This is a genomic window from Streptomyces sp. NPDC041205 (assembly GCF_055591765.1).
The window spans coordinates 160,724-178,264 of record NZ_JBVIZH010000009.1; the positions used below are offsets into that span (position 1 = coordinate 160,724).

At 74.0% G+C, this 17,541-nt stretch carries 17 protein-coding genes; 10 read left to right on the forward strand and 7 right to left on the reverse strand.

The genetic code is table 11. The features are described 5' to 3' along the window. Nucleotides 1-63: 63 nt before the first annotated feature. Nucleotides 64-324: a hypothetical protein gene (locus ACZ6BG_RS32225; RefSeq protein WP_469007821.1), complete on the forward strand. Its 261-nt coding sequence runs from the start codon at nt 64-66 to the stop codon at nt 322-324. A 36-nt stretch (nt 325-360) separates the two neighbouring features. On the opposite strand, the gene ACZ6BG_RS32230 is transcribed toward ACZ6BG_RS32225, so the two are convergent. The 3 genes from ACZ6BG_RS32230 to ACZ6BG_RS32240 form a co-directional block, all read right to left on the reverse strand. Then, a complete protein-coding gene (locus tag ACZ6BG_RS32230) occupies nt 361-546 on the reverse strand; it encodes a hypothetical protein (RefSeq protein ID WP_469007824.1) in 186 nt (61 codons plus the stop codon). Nucleotides 547-714: 168 nt separating this feature from the next. Next, nucleotides 715-1,047, reverse strand: a complete 333-nt coding sequence (locus tag ACZ6BG_RS32235) for a thioredoxin family protein (protein WP_469007826.1) — start codon at nt 1,045-1,047, stop codon at nt 715-717. An 84-nt stretch (nt 1,048-1,131) separates the two neighbouring features. Continuing rightward, complete coding sequence (locus ACZ6BG_RS32240) at nt 1,132-2,025, reverse strand: polysaccharide deacetylase family protein (protein ID WP_469007828.1); 894 nt, start codon at nt 2,023-2,025, stop codon at nt 1,132-1,134. Nucleotides 2,026-2,180: 155 nt separating this feature from the next. On the opposite strand from ACZ6BG_RS32240, the gene ACZ6BG_RS32245 reads away from it, so the two are divergent. Then, nucleotides 2,181-2,591 (forward strand): VOC family protein, encoded by a 411-nt coding sequence (locus ACZ6BG_RS32245; RefSeq protein WP_469007832.1) that lies wholly within the window; start codon nt 2,181-2,183, stop codon nt 2,589-2,591. Nucleotides 2,592-2,758: 167 nt separating this feature from the next. Beyond that, a complete protein-coding gene (locus ACZ6BG_RS32250; RefSeq protein ID WP_469007834.1) occupies nt 2,759-4,048 on the forward strand; it encodes a methyltransferase in 1,290 nt (429 codons plus the stop codon). 9 nt (nt 4,049-4,057) lie between these two features. Here the strand turns inward: ACZ6BG_RS32250 and ACZ6BG_RS32255 are convergent, their stop codons facing one another. The 3 genes from ACZ6BG_RS32255 to zapE form a co-directional block, all read right to left on the reverse strand. Beyond that, nucleotides 4,058-5,014, reverse strand: a complete 957-nt coding sequence (locus ACZ6BG_RS32255; RefSeq protein WP_469007837.1) for a PPK2 family polyphosphate kinase — start codon at nt 5,012-5,014, stop codon at nt 4,058-4,060. A 56-nt stretch (nt 5,015-5,070) separates the two neighbouring features. Continuing rightward, nucleotides 5,071-6,453: a PhoX family protein gene (locus ACZ6BG_RS32260; protein ID WP_469007842.1), complete on the reverse strand. Its 1,383-nt coding sequence runs from the start codon at nt 6,451-6,453 to the stop codon at nt 5,071-5,073. A 113-nt stretch (nt 6,454-6,566) separates the two neighbouring features. After that, on the reverse strand, nt 6,567-7,661 hold the full coding sequence (gene zapE / locus ACZ6BG_RS32265) for a cell division protein ZapE (RefSeq protein WP_469007845.1): 1,095 nt from the start codon (nt 7,659-7,661) through the stop codon (nt 6,567-6,569). A 47-nt stretch (nt 7,662-7,708) separates the two neighbouring features. On the opposite strand from zapE, the gene ACZ6BG_RS32270 reads away from it, so the two are divergent. From ACZ6BG_RS32270 to ACZ6BG_RS32290, 5 genes are all read left to right on the forward strand, one after another. Next, a complete protein-coding gene (locus ACZ6BG_RS32270) occupies nt 7,709-8,521 on the forward strand; it encodes a pyrimidine reductase family protein (protein ID WP_469007848.1) in 813 nt (270 codons plus the stop codon). A gap of 133 nt (nt 8,522-8,654) precedes the next feature. Next, nucleotides 8,655-9,125 (forward strand): indole-3-glycerol phosphate synthase, encoded by a 471-nt coding sequence (locus ACZ6BG_RS32275; protein ID WP_469007851.1) that lies wholly within the window; start codon nt 8,655-8,657, stop codon nt 9,123-9,125. Nucleotides 9,126-9,329: 204 nt separating this feature from the next. Continuing rightward, nucleotides 9,330-10,715: a UDP-N-acetylmuramate--L-alanine ligase gene (gene murC, locus ACZ6BG_RS32280; RefSeq protein WP_469007854.1), complete on the forward strand. Its 1,386-nt coding sequence runs from the start codon at nt 9,330-9,332 to the stop codon at nt 10,713-10,715. 47 nt (nt 10,716-10,762) lie between these two features. Beyond that, nucleotides 10,763-11,170, forward strand: coding sequence for a peptide-methionine (R)-S-oxide reductase MsrB (msrB, locus tag ACZ6BG_RS32285; protein WP_469007856.1), 408 nt, complete (start codon nt 10,763-10,765; stop codon nt 11,168-11,170). A gap of 47 nt (nt 11,171-11,217) precedes the next feature. Continuing rightward, complete coding sequence (locus tag ACZ6BG_RS32290) at nt 11,218-11,784, forward strand: hypothetical protein (protein WP_469007858.1); 567 nt, start codon at nt 11,218-11,220, stop codon at nt 11,782-11,784. Nucleotides 11,785-12,036: 252 nt separating this feature from the next. On the opposite strand, the gene ACZ6BG_RS32295 is transcribed toward ACZ6BG_RS32290, so the two are convergent. Further along, nucleotides 12,037-15,465 (reverse strand): AfsR/SARP family transcriptional regulator, encoded by a 3,429-nt coding sequence (locus ACZ6BG_RS32295; RefSeq protein ID WP_469007860.1) that lies wholly within the window; start codon nt 15,463-15,465, stop codon nt 12,037-12,039. Nucleotides 15,466-15,770: 305 nt separating this feature from the next. Here ACZ6BG_RS32295 and ACZ6BG_RS32300 point away from each other — a divergent pair, with 305 nt between their 5' ends. Continuing rightward, on the forward strand, nt 15,771-17,030 hold the full coding sequence (locus ACZ6BG_RS32300) for a hypothetical protein (protein ID WP_469007864.1): 1,260 nt from the start codon (nt 15,771-15,773) through the stop codon (nt 17,028-17,030). After that, the gene (locus ACZ6BG_RS32305; protein WP_469007866.1) at nt 17,021-17,446 is read left to right on the forward strand and encodes a hypothetical protein; all 426 of its coding nucleotides are present in this window, start codon (nt 17,021-17,023) and stop codon (nt 17,444-17,446) included. Before ACZ6BG_RS32300 ends, ACZ6BG_RS32305 begins: the two co-directional genes overlap by 10 nt. The last annotated feature ends 95 nt before the right edge of the window (nt 17,447-17,541 follow it).

Sequence of the window (17,541 nt, forward strand, 5' to 3'; positions counted from 1 at the left end):
CGAGCACCGACCACCAGACGGCGGTGGCGCGGGGCCCCGCGGCCCGGGGCGGGGCTGCTCGCGATGCTCGTCAGCGCGTTGCTCGGCACGGCCGTCGGCGCCCTCACCAGCCGACCGCTGCTGCGCTCGCCAGGACGGGCCGTCCCGGCGCTCCTGTTCGGCGTGCTCGTCGCCCTGGTGACGGCGGGCTCACCGGCCAGGATGGCGCTGACGGAGCTGGTCAGCGGCTCGCGGGACGGGGTGGTGCCGGTGCCGGTGGGGGCGTTCGCGGGGGCGCTGGCCGCGGTGGGGGTGGCGTGCGGGGTCTGCTCGCGGCGGGGGTGAGGCCCGGCCGCGCCCGGCCCGGACAACCGCCCCCGCTCAGCCCGAGCAGGCCGTCCGCTGGGCCTCCTGCCACTCGCAGACCGGGCACAGGGTGCTGCCGCGGTGGGACTCCGGGTACTCCGTGGGCCTGCGGCACAGCACGCACTCCGCGAACGGTGGGCCCTCCGCCGGGCGGGGGCCGGTCGCGGGGGCCTGGGCGCAGTACTCGTCGTCGTCCGCCATGGTGGCGAGCCTAGGTTCTGTCCGGGGGCCGGGCGACATCCCCCCCCGGGGCACCACAAGCTCCCGCCGGACAGCCTCCAGGTGCCGCGTCGGCGGCGGCCCGTGAGACGGGCGCGTCAGCCGAGGCTGTGAGACGGGCGCGTCAGCCGAGGCTGTGAGACGGACGCGTCAGCCGAGGCCCATGAGACGGAGGAGCGTCTCACGTGTGGTCAGACCGGTGTGCGAGCCGGTCTTCTCGCCCTGGTCGAAGGCCACCGCCATCGGCACGGACCGGACGCTGTACCGGCGCGCCGTCTCGGGACAGTCGTCGATGTCGACCGAGACGACCTTGATCTTGGTCTGGAAGTCCTCCGCGATCTTCTCCGCGACCGGAGCCATCTGCTTGCACGGTCCGTTCCACGAGGCGCGGAACACCACAAGGACCGGAACGGGGGCCCTGAGGACATTCCCGTGGAAGTCGGCATCCGTCGCGAGGGCCTTCACGAACTGGTTGTCTGCCATGCCGCTCCCCGGGCTCGGCCGCGCACGCCGCATCGGACAGCGCTTCACGCTAGTGCCGCCGCCGACGGTCCAGGAAGAGCGCTATCAGGCCACGGAGCCACCCGCGGAAAGGCCCTGGCTCCGCGCGGCCCCGATCTGCTCCGAGACCCGGACGAAGCGGAACCCGCGCTCACGCAGCTTCGGGACGATCGTGCGCAGGGCGCGCTCCGTCGCGGGGGCGGCGCTGCGGGTGCAGTGCAGGACGACCACCGAGCCGGGCCGCACCCCGTCGAGCACCTGCCGGGCCACCGCGGCGGGGTCCGTGGCGAACGCGTCGCCGCCCACCACGTCCCACTGCACGGCGGTGACCCCGGCCGGGGCGAGCGCGCGCAGCGCCCGCTGGTCGTAACAACCGCCGGGGAAGCGGAAGTACGGCACCGGGCGCTCGACGCCCGCCCTGCGGAAGGCGGTGAAGGCGCGCTCCACGTCGGCGCGCATGCGGTGCGGGGCGACGGTGGGCAGGCCGTAGCAGTCGGAGGTGAAGGAGTGGTGGCTGTACGAGTGGTTGGCGACCTCGAAGAGGGGGTCGCGGCCGATGGCCTTGGCCTGCGCCGGGTACTCCTCGGCCCACCGGCCCGTCATGAAGAAGGTCGCCGGGACCTCGAGGCGGCGCAGGGTGCTGACCAGGGCCGGGTTGTCGAAGCGCTCGCCCGCCCGGGCGCGGGGGCCCTGACCGGCCGTCATGTCGGCGTCGAAGGTGAGGGCGACGGTGGGTGACCCCTGCCGGACGCGGGGGGCGTTCGTGAAGACCGGGGTGAGGCCCTGGGGGCCCGGGGCGAGGGTGGGCGGGGCGGCCTTCTCGGCGGGGGCGGTGTGGTGGGGAGCAGGTTTGTGGGGGCGTGGGGCAGGCGCGGCGCAGGCGCTGAGGGCGGTCAGTGCGGCGGCGGTGAGGGCGGCCAGGGAGACGCGGGCGGCCCGCTGCTGTGCGCGAGTGATCATGCCGCGAAGATAACTGTGCAAATAGGATTTATCGGGTAGGTGGGGCCTGCCCCGAGGAGTGTCCGGCCGAAGCTTCCCGGAGGCCTGGCGGGGGCGGGAGAACTCACGGGAGACAATGCGGGCCCGGCTCGTGATCGTACGAAAGGACGTGCCCCGTGCCCGCCTCCCTCTACAACGTCGCCTTCGGCTGCGTGGACGCGTACGGACTCGCGCGGTTCTGGAGCGAGGTGGTGGGGCATCCGCTGGACCAGGAGGACCGGCCGGGCGACCCTGTCGCCGTGATCGCGCTGCCCACGGGCCTGCACCTGTACTTCGAGAACGTCCCCGAGCCCAAGACCGTGAAGAACCGTGTGCACGTGTGCCTCCAGCCGGACGGCCCGCGGGACGAGGAGGTCGCGCGGCTCCAGGGCGTCGGCGCGGTCGTGCTCGCCGACCGGCGCGAGCCCGACGGCACGGGGTGGGTCGTCTTCACGGACCCGGAGGGCAATGAGTTCTGTGTCCTGCGCAGTGCGGCGGAACGGGACCGGGGCGAGGCCGTGACCTGCGGCGGGGCGAGCTCGCAGTGAGGCGTGCGGGCGGGGCGGCGGACGGTGTTCGCGTGGGAAGTCCGGGTTTGCCAGGGGGCGGCCGCTGTGGAATCGTCCTGAGGTCCTGACTTCCCCTGACGCTTCCCGGTCGCTCCGCGGCCCCGGGCCCCGCGCACCCGCGACCACGAGGAGTTGACGAGCCGTCGATGTCCGACCACACCGACATCACCTGGACCGAGGACATCCGGCCGACCAGAACCCGGCCGGGGCGCCGATCAGGGCGCGGGCCGGGACATGAGGCGGACCACGGCGACGGCGGTCACGTGGACGGCGGCCACGACCGCGACGGCGCTCCCCGCCCCGGGACGCCGGACAACCCCGCCCCCGCCCCCCTCACCCACACCACCCCCTGGCACTCCGAGAGCGGCCTCCCCGCTCCCCGGCGCGTCGTCGTCGCCGACGACCGGATGAAGGCCGACGCCGCCTACCGCCTGGTGTGCGAGGGCACCGCGCTGCTGTGGCGCGGGGACTACCAGGGCGCCCGGCAGTTGCTGCGCGCCCTCGGGCGGCGGCTCGACCGGCTGACGCCGAAGCCGGGGGCCACCCCGGCCGAGACGTTCCACCGGCACCGGCAGGCCCGCGGCCACCGTGCCAGGGTGCTCGGCATGCTGCTCGTCGTGCTCGAGGACGACCACGGGCTCGCCCTGCGCCGCGCCCCCGACGTCCGGGCCGCCTGCACCGAGGCCTACGGCCCGCCCCGGCACCGCACCGTCGTGTCGCTGCGTGAACTGCTCGGCGTGATCGGCGCCCACGAATGGCGCCGCAAGGGCGTGCCGATCCCGGCGCTCGACGCCCGCATCCACCCGCACTACGGCGTGTTCTCCCCGGTCAGGGGCGAGTACGTCGACCTCGTCGGCGACGCCCCGCTGCCCGCCGCGGCCCGGAGCGCCCCCGCGGTCGCCTTCGACCTCGGCACCGGAACCGGCGTGCTCGCCGCCGTCCTCGCGCACCGCGGCCTCGACCGGATCGTCGCCACCGACAGCAGCCCCCGCGCGCTCGCCTGCGCGCGGGACAACGTCGAACGGCTCGGCATCGGCGACCGCGTGGACGTCACCGACAGCGGGGACCTCTACCCGGCGGGCCGCGCCGCCCTCGTCGTCTGCAACCCGCCGTGGCTCCCGGCCCGCCCCACCTCCAGCGTGGAACAGGGCGTGTACGACCCGGGCAGCGCCATGCTGCTCGCCTTCCTCGACGGGCTCGCCGAGCACCTGGAGCCGGGCGGCGAGGGCTGGCTGATCCTCTCCGACCTCGCCGAACACCTGGGCCTGCGGAGCCGTGACGAACTGGTCGGCGCCTTCGACGCGGCCGGGCTGCGCGTCGTCGACCGCCTCGACGCCAAGCCCCGCCACCCCCGCGCGAGCGACACCACGGACCCCCTGCACGCCGCCCGCGCCGCCGAGGTCACCTCCCTGTGGCGGCTCGCCCCCGCCGCCTGAACCGGAGAGTCAGCCTTCGCTCAGCAGCCGCGCCTTGCACTCCGCCACGTCGAAGTCCGCCTTCGGGTACTGCGGGTCCAGCGCCTCCAGGTGCTCGCGCAGCAGTGTGCTGATCGCCCAGTTCCGGTACCACTTGCGGTCCGCGGGGACCACGAACCACGGCGCCGCCGACGTCGAACAGCGCTCCAGGGCCAGCTCGTACGCCTCCTGGTAGGCCGGCCACACCGCCCGCTCGTCGATGTCGGCCGGGTTGAACTTCCAGTGCTTCTCGGGGGTGTCGAGGCGGGCCGCGAGACGGCGCCCCTGCTCCTCGTACGAGATGTGCAGGAAGCACTTCACGAGCGTGACGCCGTCGTCGGCGAGGGACTGCTCGAAGCGGTTGATCTGGGCGTAGCGGCGGGTCACCTGGGCGCGCGGCACCAGTTCGCGGACGCGGGCGATGAGGACGTCCTCGTAGTGCGAGCGGTCGAAGATGCCCAGCTCGCCCGCTTCGGGCAGGACCTTGCGGATCCGCCACAGGAACGGGTGCGCGCGCTCCTCGGGCGTCGGCGCCTTGAACGCCCGGATGCGGCAGCCCGAGGGGTTGAACAGGCCGACGACATGCTTGATCGTGCCGCCCTTGCCGCTGGTGTCCATGCCCTGGAGGACCAGGAGCACCCGGCGCGGGTCGCCCTTCGTGCTCGCCGCGTACAGGCGCTCCTGGAGGTCCGCGAGATGTTCACCCATCCGTGCGGTCGCCGCGAGCCCGGCCTCCTTGTCCGCCGGGCCCGCGGGGGTCGCGGCCGCGTCCAGCGCCGCGAGGTCGCAGGGCTCACCCTCGGGGACGCGCAGCAGGTCACTGAGCCGGAGCGTGGGCTCCGCGACGGCGCCCTTGCCCTTCCCGCCCCGCCCCTGGGCACCCTTCGCGCCCTTCTTGCCCCCGTCCTTCCTGCCTTTGCCCTTGCCCTTGCCCTTGCCCTTGGCCACAGCCCGCACCTCTTCCGGTCGCCTGCCCCGATCGTGCGCCGGGGCAGGCGGCGGCGCTACCTGTGCCAGGGGCCGGTCACGGCGAACGTGGTGCCGGGCGTGTAGCAGTTCACGTACATCGTGTCGTGGTCGGGGGAGAAGGCGACACCCGCGAACTCGCCCCACTCGGGCTCTTCGGGGGTGCCGATGTTCTGGGCGTTGCGCGCCATCGCGTACACCTTGCCGCCGCGCGTCACGCCGTACACGTGCTGGATGCCGCCGCCGTCCTCGCACACCATCAGGCCGCCGCTGGGCGCGAGGCAGATGTTGTCCGGGGACTCGCCGGGGAGCTGGATGTCGGTGTCGGGGCCGAAGACGATCACGAGGGTGAGGCGGCGGCGCGCCGGGTCGTAGCGCCAGACCTGGCCGAAGTGGTCGGCGGCGGAGCCCTCCGCGCTGCGCGCGAAGCTGGAGACGAAGTACACGCAGCGCCCGCCCCAGTAGCAGCCCTCCAGCTTCTGGGCGTGCGTGATGCCCTTCGGGCCGAAGTCCTGGTTGCGGATGGGCGTCCGGGCGGCCAGCGGGTCGGGTACGTCGGCCCATTCGACGCCGTCGAAGGCGGCGCCGGTCTCCTGGATCGCGGACAGGTCCGGTACGCCGGGCACGCGCATCGCCTGGAGCCGTCCGCCCGCGCGCAGCGAGCCCCTGCCGCCCTCGGGCTTGTTCGGCAGGAAGCGGTAGAACAGGCCGAACGGCTTCTGGAAGGCGTCCTCCGTCTCGTAGACGATGCCGCGCCACGGGTCGACGGCGACCGCCTCGTGCTGGAAGCGGCCCATGGCGGTCAGCGGCACGGCTCCCGAGCGCCGCGGATCCACCGGGTCGACCTCGAAGATGAAGCCGTGGTCCTTGGTGTAGCCGTTCGTACCGGCCTTGTCCTCGGTTTCCTCGCAGGTCAGCCAGGTGCCCCAGGGAGTCGGGCCGCCCGCGCAGTTGACGGCCGTACCGGCGATGGCGACGCGCTCGTCGACCACCCGGCCGTGCCGGTCGAGCCCGAGCGCCGTACAGCCGCCCTTGGCCATCGGGTCGTACGTCAGGCCCTTGACCGTCGGGACGCCGAGCTTCGCGGTGACGCGGTTCTCGTGGTTGCGGACGAGGTGGACCCCGCCGCGGCGGCCCCGGAACGCGGCCATCCCGTCGTGGTTGCTGGGGACCTTGCCCTCACCCGAGCGCAGTTCGTCGCCCTCGCGGGAGAGCACCCGGTAGCGGAATCCTTTCGGCAGATCGAGCAAGCCGTCGGGGTCGGGCACGAGCGGGCCGTAGCCCGTCCGGCCCTGGGTGGCCGCGGTGGCCGTGCCCGCGAACAGCTCCGACAGGGCGCCGGTGAAGGCGATGGACGCCCCCAGGGCTCCGGTGCCGGCGAGCACTTGGCGTCTGGTCGCGGACAGCTTGGCGTCTGACATGGGGCAACCTCCTGCTGGCGGACAGGAACATGACCCGCACGTGTGTAGCACGCACAGGGCCCGCGCACGAGGGTTTGGACACCCGCGCGATCAACCGTCGCCGGGACGGCCGGTCAGTCCCGTACGAGTCCCTTCGCGTCCCGCGCCAGCGCCGTCAGCCGCGAGATCGCCCGGAAGTACTTCTTCCGGTAGCCGCCGTTCAGCATCTCCTCGCTGAAGAGCCCGTCGAACGGGACACCGGAGGCGAGCACCGGCACCTCCCGGTCGTAGAGCCGGTCGGCGAGGACGACCAGGCGCAGTGCCGTCGACTGGTCGGGCACCGGCGTGACGTCCGTGAGGCAGACGGCCGTGACGCCGTCGGTGAGGGCCCCGTACCGGCTCGGGTGGACGTGCGCGAGGTGGCCGAGCAGGTGCGGGAAGTCGTCGAGGCTGGCGCCGTCGGTCGCGTACGCGGCCTTGGTGACCTGTTCGTCGGAGTACGGCGTGGGGGCCTCGGGCAGACCCCGGTGGCGGTAGTCCTCGCCGTCGATGCGCAAGGCCTTGAAGTGGGCCGAGAGGCCCTGGATCTCGCGCAGGAAGTCGGCGGCGGCGAACCGGCCCTCGCCCAGCTTGCCGGGCAGCGTGTTGGAGGTCGCGGCGAGCGCCACACCCGCCTCGACGAGCTTGCCGAGCAGCGACGACACCAGGACGGTGTCGCCCGGGTCGTCCAGCTCGAACTCGTCGATGCACAGCAGGCGGTGGCCGCTGAGCGTGCGCACCGTCTGCTGGAAGCCGAGCGCCCCGACGAGGTTGGTCAGCTCCACGAACGTGCCGAAGGCCTTGAGCGCGGGCTCCGCAGGGGTGGCGTGCCACAGGGAGGCGAGCAGGTGGGTCTTGCCGACGCCGTAGCCGCCGTCCAGATAGACGCCCCGGGGCCCGCTGGGAGCCGTCTGCTTCGCCCGGGAGAACCAGCGCCGCTTGCCCGATCCGGTCGCGTGCGCCCCGCCGAGCCCGCCCGCGAAGGAGCTGAGGACCCGCACGGCCTCGCTCTGGCTGGGCTGTCCCGGGTCCGGGACGTACGTATCGAAGCGGACCGCGTCGAAGCGCGGCGGCGGCACCATCTCGGCGACGAGACGGTCCGCGGGCACCTGTGGCTCGCGGGCGCACAGGGACACGGGGCCCGCTTCGGCTATGGGGCTCTGCCCGGCGGCAGGGGAGGTTGCTGACACGATTCTCCACTGTAGAGCCGTCGCGGGGCCGTGTAAGACTGCCCGGCATGCGACGCCTGTTCCCTGTGACCGACCACACAGTAGAGCCGAACCCGGACGGGAGCGCTCCGGCGGCCGCCCGGGACCGGGCGCCCGAGGACCGCGAGTGGTCCCTGGACGAGCTGGCCGACGCGTACGCCTACCCCGCGGGGACCGGCCCCTGGCTGCGCGCCAACATGGTCTCGACGCTGGACGGCGCCGCCCAGCACGAGGGCCGTTCCCAGCCCATCTCCAACGCCACCGACATGCGGATCTTCGGCACCCTGCGCGGGCTCGCCGACGTGGTCGTGGTCGGTGCGGAAACGGTACGGCAGGAGGGCTACCGGCCCGCCCGCGCCCGGGACGCCTTCGCGGCCCGCAGGGCGGCGGCCGGGCAGACCCCGGCCCCGGCGGTCGCGGTCGTCAGCGCGAGCCTCGACCTGGACTTCACGCTGCCCCTGTTCACCGCCCCGCTCACCCCCACGCTGGTGGTCACCGGCGCCGCCGCGGCCGCCGACCGGGTGGCCGCGGCCCGCAAGGCCGGCGCGGACGTGGTGATCGCGGGCGAGGGGGCCGGGGCGGACCCCGCGCGGGTCGTGCGGGAACTCGGCGAGCGGGGTCTCACCCGGCTGCTCACCGAGGGCGGGCCGAGGATGCTCGGCCAGTTCGTGGCGGCGGGCGCGCTCGACGAGCTGTGCCTGACGCTGTCGCCGATGCTGACCGCGGGCGACGCCCAGCGCATCGCGGGCGGACCCGGACTCGCGGTGCCCCAGGAATTCGTACTGGCGTCCGTTCTGGAGGAGGCCGGGTTCCTGTTCACCCGATACCGCCGGGGCTCCTGACAATCGGCGGAATATTCCGTTCCGTTTCGTTTTCGCGGGGCACACTAAATCTCGCAGCCCCCGCTCAGGCGGGGGCAGGATGGTTTCCGCAGGGGGCCGGAAGCACGGCCCACGGAGGAGAAGGGCGCCTGCCGTGTTCACAAGCGTATTGATGATCGAGAAGGCCCTGACGTCCGCCGACGTGGAGTTCGTCACCACCTTGCACAGCGACGAGCCGGTCACCTTCCACGTACTGCTCCAACCCCGCGGCGACCAGGCGGACCGGCTGCTTCGGGCCATCGACGACGTCGCCCTCGGCGAGCTCGACGAGGCCGTCCGCGAGGGCGAGGTGCCCGAGGGCAAGGACGCGGTGGCCCCGGCCCAGCAGGCGCTCCAGGTGTCCCTCCTGGCGCTGCGGGCGGCGGGCAGCGAGGCGACGGGCCGTCTGATCGAGGCCCACCCCCTGGACGCGCTCCAGGAACTGGTCGACGCCGCGGGCGCGGACGAGGTCATCGTGCTGACCGAGCCGCACCTGGTCGAGGAGTTCTTCCACCGCGACTGGGCCTCCCGGGCCCGCCACAAGGTGGGCGTACCGGTCCTCAAGCTGTTCGCGCACAGCACGTGACGTTCGTCGCCGGGCCGTAGCCGGGGTGATCGCGCCGCGCGCTCGTCCTCAAGCGCCGGACGGGCTGTTTCGTGGTACCGCCGCGGCGGTACCCCCGCTCTTTGCGGGCTTGAGGACGAGGCCGCGGGCCGATCGGCCAGGGGCGACGGAGCCCAGTAGGCTTGCCCCGCGCACGTGACCGTCCCACCCTTCGGAGAGAACTCGATGCCCACCGCCATGGACCGACCGCACTTCATCGGCATCGGCGGCGCCGGAATGTCGGGCATCGCGAAGATCCTCGCCCAGCGCGGCGCGAAGGTCGCGGGCAGCGACGCCAAGGACTCCGCCACCGCGGAGGCCCTGCGCGCCCTCGGTGCCCGGGTGCACATCGGCCACGCCGCCGGTCACCTGGCCGACGACGCGACCTGTGTCGTCGTCTCCTCCGCGATCCGCGCCGACAACCCGGAGCTGGCCCGCGCCGCCGAGCTCGGCATCCCCGTGGTGCACCGCTCGGACGCGCTGGCCTCCCTGATGGACGGCCTGCGCCCGATCGCCGTCGCGGGCACCCACGGCAAGACCACCACCACGTCGATGCTCGCGGTGAGCCTCGCCGCGCTCGGCCTGCACCCCTCGTACGCGATCGGCGGCGACCTGGACGCGCCCGGCTCCAACGCCGACCACGGCAGCGGCGAGATCTTCGTCGCGGAGGCCGACGAGAGCGACCGCAGCTTCCACAAGTACGCGCCCGAGGTCGCCATCGTCCTCAACGTGGAGCTGGACCACCACGCCAACTACGCCTCGATGGACGAGATCTACGAGTCCTTCGAGACCTTCGCCGACCGGATCGTGCCCGGCGGGACGCTCGTGATCGCGGCGGACCACGAGGGCGCCAGGGAGCTGACCCGGCGCGTCGTCAAGCGCAAGCCCGACCTGCGGGTCGTCACCTACGGCGAGTCCGCCGACGCCGACGTGCGGATCACCGACGTGACCCCGCAGGGCCTCAAGAGCGACGTGACCGCCGTCATCGACGGCACCGAGCTGGGCTTCTCCGTCTCCGTGCCCGGCCGGCACTACGCGCACAACGCCGTCGCCGCCCTCGCCGCGGGCGTGGCCCTCGGCATCCCGGCCGCCGAGCTGGCCCCCGCCCTGGCCTCGTACACGGGCGTGAAGCGCCGCCTCCAGCTCAAGGGCGAGACCGCCGGAGTGCAGGTCGTCGACTCCTACGCGCACCACCCGACGGAGATGACCGCCGACCTGGAGGCCATGCGCGGCGCCGCCGCCGACGCCCGCCTCCTGGTGCTCTTCCAGCCGCACCTGTTCTCCCGCACCCAGGAGCTCGGCACGGAGATGGGCGCGGCCCTGGCGCTCGCCGACGCCTCCGTGGTCCTGGACATCTACCCGGCCCGCGAGGACCCGATCCCCGGCGTGACCAGCGACCTCATCATCGACGCCGCGCGCGCGGCGGGCGCCGACGTGACGGCCGTGCGCGACAAGGCGGCGGCGCCCGCGGTGATCGCGGGAATGGCGCGGCCCGGCGATCTCGTTCTCACCATGGGAGCGGGCGACGTCACCGACCTCGGCCCGCTGATCCTGGCCGAGCTGTCGAAGTAGCCGGTCCGCCGCGGCGGGCCGGAATGTCCACGAAGGGGATGCGACCCATGTCGTACGACGTCGAGAAGCCCGACGAGCAGTGGCGCGCGGAGCTGACCCCCGCCGAGTACCAGGTCCTTCGTCAGGCCGGCACGGAGCCCGCGTTCAGGGGCGAGTACACCGACACCAGGACCAAGGGTGTCTACTCCTGCCGGGCCTGCGGCGCGGAGCTGTTCACGTCGAACGAGAAGTTCGAGTCGCACTGCGGCTGGCCGAGCTTCTACGACCCGCGGGACGCCGAGGCCGTCGAGCTGATCCAGGACACCTCGCACGGCATGGTCCGCACCGAGGTGCGCTGCGCCCGGTGCGGCTCGCACCTCGGGCACGTCTTCGAGGGCGAGGGCTACCCGACACCGACGGACCAGCGGTACTGCATCAACTCCATCTCGCTGCGCCTCACCCCCGACGAGAGCTGACCGGATCACGGCTCAGCGGTTCCGTGGTCCGCGACTAGCGTGAGGGCATGTCGACCACGGGGGCCCGCGGGCCGGTTGGAGTGAGGTGTCCCGGCTGCGGCGGCGCGGACGTCGCCGCGGTGCGGGAGGCCGCGGGCGGCGAGGGAGCCGCCCGTGAGGAACTGGCGACCCGGCTCGCCAAGGGGCCCGACAAGTCCGGCGACGGACTGCTGCACTTCGCCGAGGGCATGGTGCTCGTCGGCCTCTCCCTCGCCTGGTCGTGGATGGGCACGGACCCGGAGAAGCCGTTGTACGTCTGGGGCGGGATCACCCTGGCCGTGCTTCTGTTCATCGGCACGCTCGCCGTGGTGCGCGGCGACGGACGCGAGAAGGCCGCCGAGCGGGCCGGTGCGCCGCGCGCCGCCGCGCTCTGGGACCCCGCGCACTACTGCCGCGGCTGTGAGTCCGTGTTCTGCCCCCGAGGGGAGCCGTGGCAGGGCCTGTTGACGCCGGAGCAGTTCAAGCGGTTGGTGTGGGGCGAGGCCGGATACGCCGACCAACTGCCGCCGGGGGACCGGGCGAAGGACGTGGACGTGCCGCCGGGGACCGTGGTGGGGCGGCCGTTGCGCGGGTGAGCCCGTGAAAGAGAGGGGATTCGTGAGGGGCGTGCTTCCGGAGTGAGTTCGTGCGCCGGTAGTGCGCTCCTGTGCGCCGTGGGATGGGTTCGAATATCGCGTTCCGGTTCTGCGTTCAACTCGCTAATGTGTGCGTCAACTCGGGGGCGAACGTTCATTCAAGGACGAGAAACACGGAGCCGCACGTGATCCCTGCACGACGCTCGAACCGGCACGACCTCTCCGCCCCGCTGCCCGGCGAAGAGAGCATCTTCATGTGGGTGTGGCGGGGCTGATCACCCCGGGCTCCCCGAGGGCGAGGCGGAGATCCCGCGCCCGCCCCGCACAGCCGAGCCGCTCGTACAACTCCAGCGCGTCCTCCGCGAAACCCCGTGCGGAGGGCGCGTCCTGCGTGTGCGGGGCCGTGCGGGCCAGGCCGTCCAGGGACCGGGCCGTCGCCAGCGGGCTGCCGACCTCACGGGCCAGGCGCAGCGCCTCGCGGAGCGCGTCGAGCGCCGCCTCGTAGCGGCCGAGCAGGCGCAGCGCCGTGCCGGTGCCGAGGAGCGCGGCCTGCAGGTCGAAGGGGCTGCCGATGCTGCGGGCGATGCGCTCCGCCTCCGCGAAGTGCCACAGCGCCTCGCCGGGCCGCCGGTTGCCGGTGTACGCCGAACCCAGGCTGATCAGGGTGTCCGACTCGCCGCGCGCGTCGCCTGCCGCGCGGTAACTGGTCAGGGCGCGGCGGAAGTACGTGAGGGCCTGCTCCACCTGGCCGGTGGCCTCGCAGACGCTGCCCAGGTTCGTGAGCAGGTTCGCGCGCTCCTGCCTGCCCCCGACGCGGTGGGCCAGGCGCAGGGAGCGCTCGAAGTGGGCGCGGGCCTCGTCGTGGCGGCCGTCGAGGCGGTACACCTCGCCCACGTTGTTCAGCGCCCGCAACTGCCCGTAGAGGGAGCCGGTCTCCTCGTGGATGCCCAGCATCGTGCGGAACTGCTCGAGGGCCTCCCGGTGGCGGCCCGCCGCGTGCAGCGCCACCCCCATCATGTTGGCCACGTCCGCCCGGCCGCCCGCGTCGTCCACCCGCTCGTACAGCGTGTGCGCCGCCCGCAGCACCCGCAGGCACAGACCGCCGCGGCCCGCGGCGAAGTGGGCCCGGCCGGACTGGAACAGGGCGTCCGCACGGCCGCGCACATCGTTCAAGTCCTGAAAGAGCAACAGCGCCTCGGTCGCCCGGTGCAGGGCCTTGGCATGGTCCTTCTGCGTCAGTACGTCGGCGTGCTCGACCAGGGTGCGGGGCAGCGCCACCCGGTCCTCGCGCAGCCGCGCCGCGGCCACCGCCGCCTCGAACAGCTCCGCCGCCAGGTCCCACGTCCCCCACAGGCGCAGCGACTTGGCCAGGACGTGCGGGAACAGCACCGCGTGCTCCGGAGACTGGGCGGCGGCCGCGCGGGCCAGGGCGAGCAGATTGCCGCGCTCCACACTCAGCCAGGCCGCGGCCTCGTCCGCGCCGTCGGCCGCGTCGGCGCCGCCGAAGTCCGGCGCGTACGGGCAGGTCAGATGTGGCCCCGGTGGCAGGACGCGGCGGTGCGGGTCGACGCGGACGGCCGCGCGGTAGGCCCCCGTCAGATAGCAGTTGAGCAGCCGCGCGAGCGCCGCGCGCCGGGCGGAGTGCGGCTCGTCGCGGGTGCACATCCGCAGGCCGAAGGCGCGGGTGAGGTCGTGCAGCCGGTAGCGGTCGGCCATCGGCTCCTCGACGAGGTTGCGGTCCAGGAGCTGATCGAGGATCTTGCGGGTGCGGGCCGTCTCCAGGGGCGGGTCGGGGGCGGCCTTCCCGGCCCCGCGCGCCGGGCCGGTGTGCTCCGCCGCGAGCGCCGTCGCCGCGCGCAGGGTGATGTCCGGGCCCGGGTGCAGCGCGAGACGGCGCAGCAACCTGGCCGCCTGCGGGGGCAGTTCGGTGTACGAGAGGGCGAAGGCCGACGCCACCGCGTCGCTGTCGAACTCGTCGAGCGGGTCGGCCGCCTGGACGAGCCGGTCCGTGAGGTGGTCCAGGCTCCAGGAGTCCCGGTGCCGGAACTGGCTCGCGAGGAGCTGGAGCGCGAGCGGGTGGCGGCCGCAGGCGGCGACGGTCCGCGTGAGCGCGGAGGGGTCGGCGGGCAGTCGGCCCGCCCCGGCGGCGCGCGTGAACAGCGTCGCGGCCTCCGCCGTGGACAGCACCTCCAAGTGCAGCGGTGTCGCACCGGCCAGCCCGGTGAGCCGGTTCCTGCTGGTCACAAGGACACGGCAGGACGCGGCGCCGGGCAGCAGCGGGCGGACCTGCTCGGCGTCGCGGGCGTTGTCGAGGACGACGAGGACGCGCCGCCGCGCCGTCCACTCCCGCCAGCGCGTCACGCGCGCGTCCAGCGAACCGGGCAACTCGCCCGTGAACCCGGCCGCGTGCAGCAGGACGGCCAGCGCCTCGGCCGGGTCGTACGGGGGCAGCGCGCCGTACCCGCGCAGGTCGACGTAGAACTGGCCGTCCGGGCAGGCCGTGTGCAGGCGGTGCGCGGCGTGCAGCGCGAGCGCGGTCTTGCCGACGCCGGGCATGCCGTGGATGACGGTGAGGGGGAGGGAGGTGCGGGGGGCCGGGGCGGTGAGGGTGGTGGGGTCGACGGTGGGGTCGCCGGGGTCGGCGGGTCCGTGGTCGCTCAACTCGCCGAGCAAGAGGCGTAGTTCACTCGACCGGCCGGTGAAGTCCCGGATGTCGCGGGGAAGGTTGCTGCGGGGGCCGTTGCCGCCGACCCGGCCGCCGTGGTCCGGCGCGGCCTCCTCCGGGGCGTCGTGGGGCGAGGTGGGCGCGCGAGGCTCACCGACCCGCGCCCTGTCGGTGTCCGTGACGGGACCGGCGGCCGGCGTGGGCCCCGCGGCCAGGGCGGACACGGTGGACAGCGCGTGCCCGCGCGCATCCGGCGTGGTCGTCATCAGGACGCGGTCCTGCTCCAGGATGCGCAGGTGCAGCTCCTGGAGTTCGGCGCAGGGTTCGATGCCCTGGCCGCTGTGCAGGCGGGCCCGGGTGGCGCGGTACAGGCCGAGGGCCTCGTCGTCGCGGCCCGAGCGGTACAGGGCCAGCATCAGGGCGGCGATGACCCGTTGCGCCAGGGGGTTCTGGGCGGCCAGCTCGCGCAGTTCGCCGATGAGGTCGGCGTGCCGGCCGAGGTCGAGCTCCAGGCGGATGCGTTCCTCGCGCACCCGGCGGTGGTCCTCAAGGAGGCGGGCACGCGCGGAGCGCGCCCAGGCGCCGGTGAACTCCGTCAACGGCTCGCCCCGCCACAGCGACTCGGCGGTGCGGAGCAGGTCGACGGCGCGCCCGCTGTCGCCCTGCCGGGCGGTCACCGCGGCCTCGGCGCGCAGCCGCCGGTAGCGCAGCAGGTCCACGGCGTCCGACGCGACCCGTAATCGGTACAGGCGGGGCGCGTACCGCTCCAGGCAGGCCTGTTCGCCCGCCGCCCGGGTGAGCCGCGAACGCAGCCGCGACAGATAGCTCTGCAAGGTGTCCTGGGCCGTGCGGGGCGGCTCGTCGTCCCACACGCGGTCCATCAGGGTGTCGAGGGAGACCGGCTCGCCGTGGGCGTGCACGAGGACCGCGAGCACGCAGCGCTCCTTCGGCGACCCCAGCTCGCAGCGCACGCCGTCCTGCCAGAGTTCGAGCGGCCCGAGGGCCCGTAAGTCCACCGTCACCCCCGATGGGCGCACGCCCGGCGGGCACACCGCGCCGCCGCTGTCGGCCGTCCCGCACGCGTGTCCATGGGCGGAACATTCCCCCGCCCGGCCCGGTGAATCTCAACAGGCGTGTCAAACAAGGGAGTTGAGGTGCGAGTGGTGTGCGCCGGTGCGAGCCGGAGCACTGGCGTATGCCCTCGGCGAGCGGCACTCGGACTGCAGGATTCCTGCAAGGCGGCCATCCAGTCCCCCGGGGCACGCTGGGCGCGTCCGAGCGACACCGCCGGTCCGACGGCGGGGAGACGGGGGAGACGACCATGAGTGTGACGATGCTGGAGGCGCACGGGCAACCCGTGCCCGTGCGCCCGGACGTGGAGCGCTGGGCCACCCGACCCGTCCGGCGACGCGTACTCGCCGTGGTGCACACGGTGACGTCGGGGCGGCGGCTCCTCGACGCGGTACGCCTCCTGGAGGGCGACTGGCGGGTGCAGGTGTTCTTCACCGCGGCTCCCGACGTGTTCAGTGGCGGGGTGGCCGACTTCCTGGACGAGCTGCGCGCCCTGGTGCTGCCGTGGAGCCAGGCCGTGCAGACGGTCTTCGACCTCGCGCTCGCGGCGGGCCACGGGGGCCTGCACGAACTGCACGCGCCGGTGGTCGTGCTGCCGCACGGCGCCGGGCACAACAAGATCGTGCGGGCCCGGCGGGGCGGGGCCGTCGCCGCGCGGGGCGTGTACGGGCTGAGCAGGCAGCGGCTCGTACGGGACGGGTCGGTGATCCCCGAGGCGATCGTCCTCGCCCACCGGGAGGAGCTGGAGCGGCTCGGCCGCGAGTGCCCGGAGGCGGTGCCGGTCGCCGAGGTCGTCGGCGACCCCTGCTTCGACCGTGTCACCGCGAGCAGGCCCGCGCGGGCGCTGTACCGGCAGGCACTGCGGACCGGCGCGGGGCAGCGGCTCGTCCTCGTCTGCTCCACCTGGGGCCCGGGTTCGCTCCTCGGCTCCTGCGGCCGGGAGCTGATCGAGCGCCTGATGGCCGAACTGCCGCCCGCGGACTACCGGGTGGCGGCGCTGCTGCACCCGCACGTGTGGCACTCCCACAGCGAATGGCAGGTCCGCAGCTGGTTCGCGGGGCTCAGCCGGGACGGGCTCGGCGTCGTCAGCCACCGCGCCGACTGGGTCGGCGCGCTCGTCGCCGCCGACTTCGTCGTGGGCGACCACGGCTCCGTGTCGTTGTACGGCGCCATGACGGGGCGGCCGGTGCTGCTCGCCTGCCTGCCCGACGCCGACGTGGACCCGGGCTCGCCGATGGCCGAACTCGGCTCGTTCGCGCCCCGGCTGCACGACGGCAAGCCGGTACGCCGCCAACTCGCGCGCGCCGCCGCCACGTACCGCGCGGACCTGCACGAGCGGGTCGCCGCCCGCATCAGCTCCGAGCCCGGCCGCTTCGCGCGCAAGATGCGCGCCCTGCTCTACCGCAAACTCCACCTGCGCCCACCCGGAGCCCTCCCGGCCACGGAACCGGCCCGGCTGCCCCGCGTCCTGTCGTACGACGAGCCGGGGAGCGTCGCGGCATGGCGCTGACGGCCCGCGTGACGGCCACGGTCGTGGTGAGCCGTGTCGAGCGTGTCCGGGTGGCCCTGCGGTGGCCGGAACGCGGCGTGGACTTCGTGGACGAGCACGTGCGCGTGGCGCTGCCCGCGCCGGGGGACTGGGCGCGGGCCGGGGACGTGCTCCACGAGGCGTCGGCCGCGCCGGGACGTGCGGTGCGGGTCGCTTCCCGGTACCCGGGGGCGTTGGTCGTGGCCGTGTACGACGGGGACGTGTGCTCCCTGCGGGTCGGGTCGTGCGATGCGCTGGTGTGCGCGGCCCAGGGGGTGGGGGTGCTGCCTTGGCCGGTCTGGGCTTCGTTGGCGCATGCGGTTCTTGCGGCTGCGGGTGGGGGGTGGTTTCGCGCCGCTACCGCGGCGGGTGTTTCCCGGCCGCCCGTTTCCAGTTGACCAGGAGGTGACCGCCTCCTGTCGGGGTACTCGCCGTTGGCGGCTGCGGTGCTGCGGTGCTGCGGTGCTGCGGTGCTGCGGTGCTGCGGTGCTGC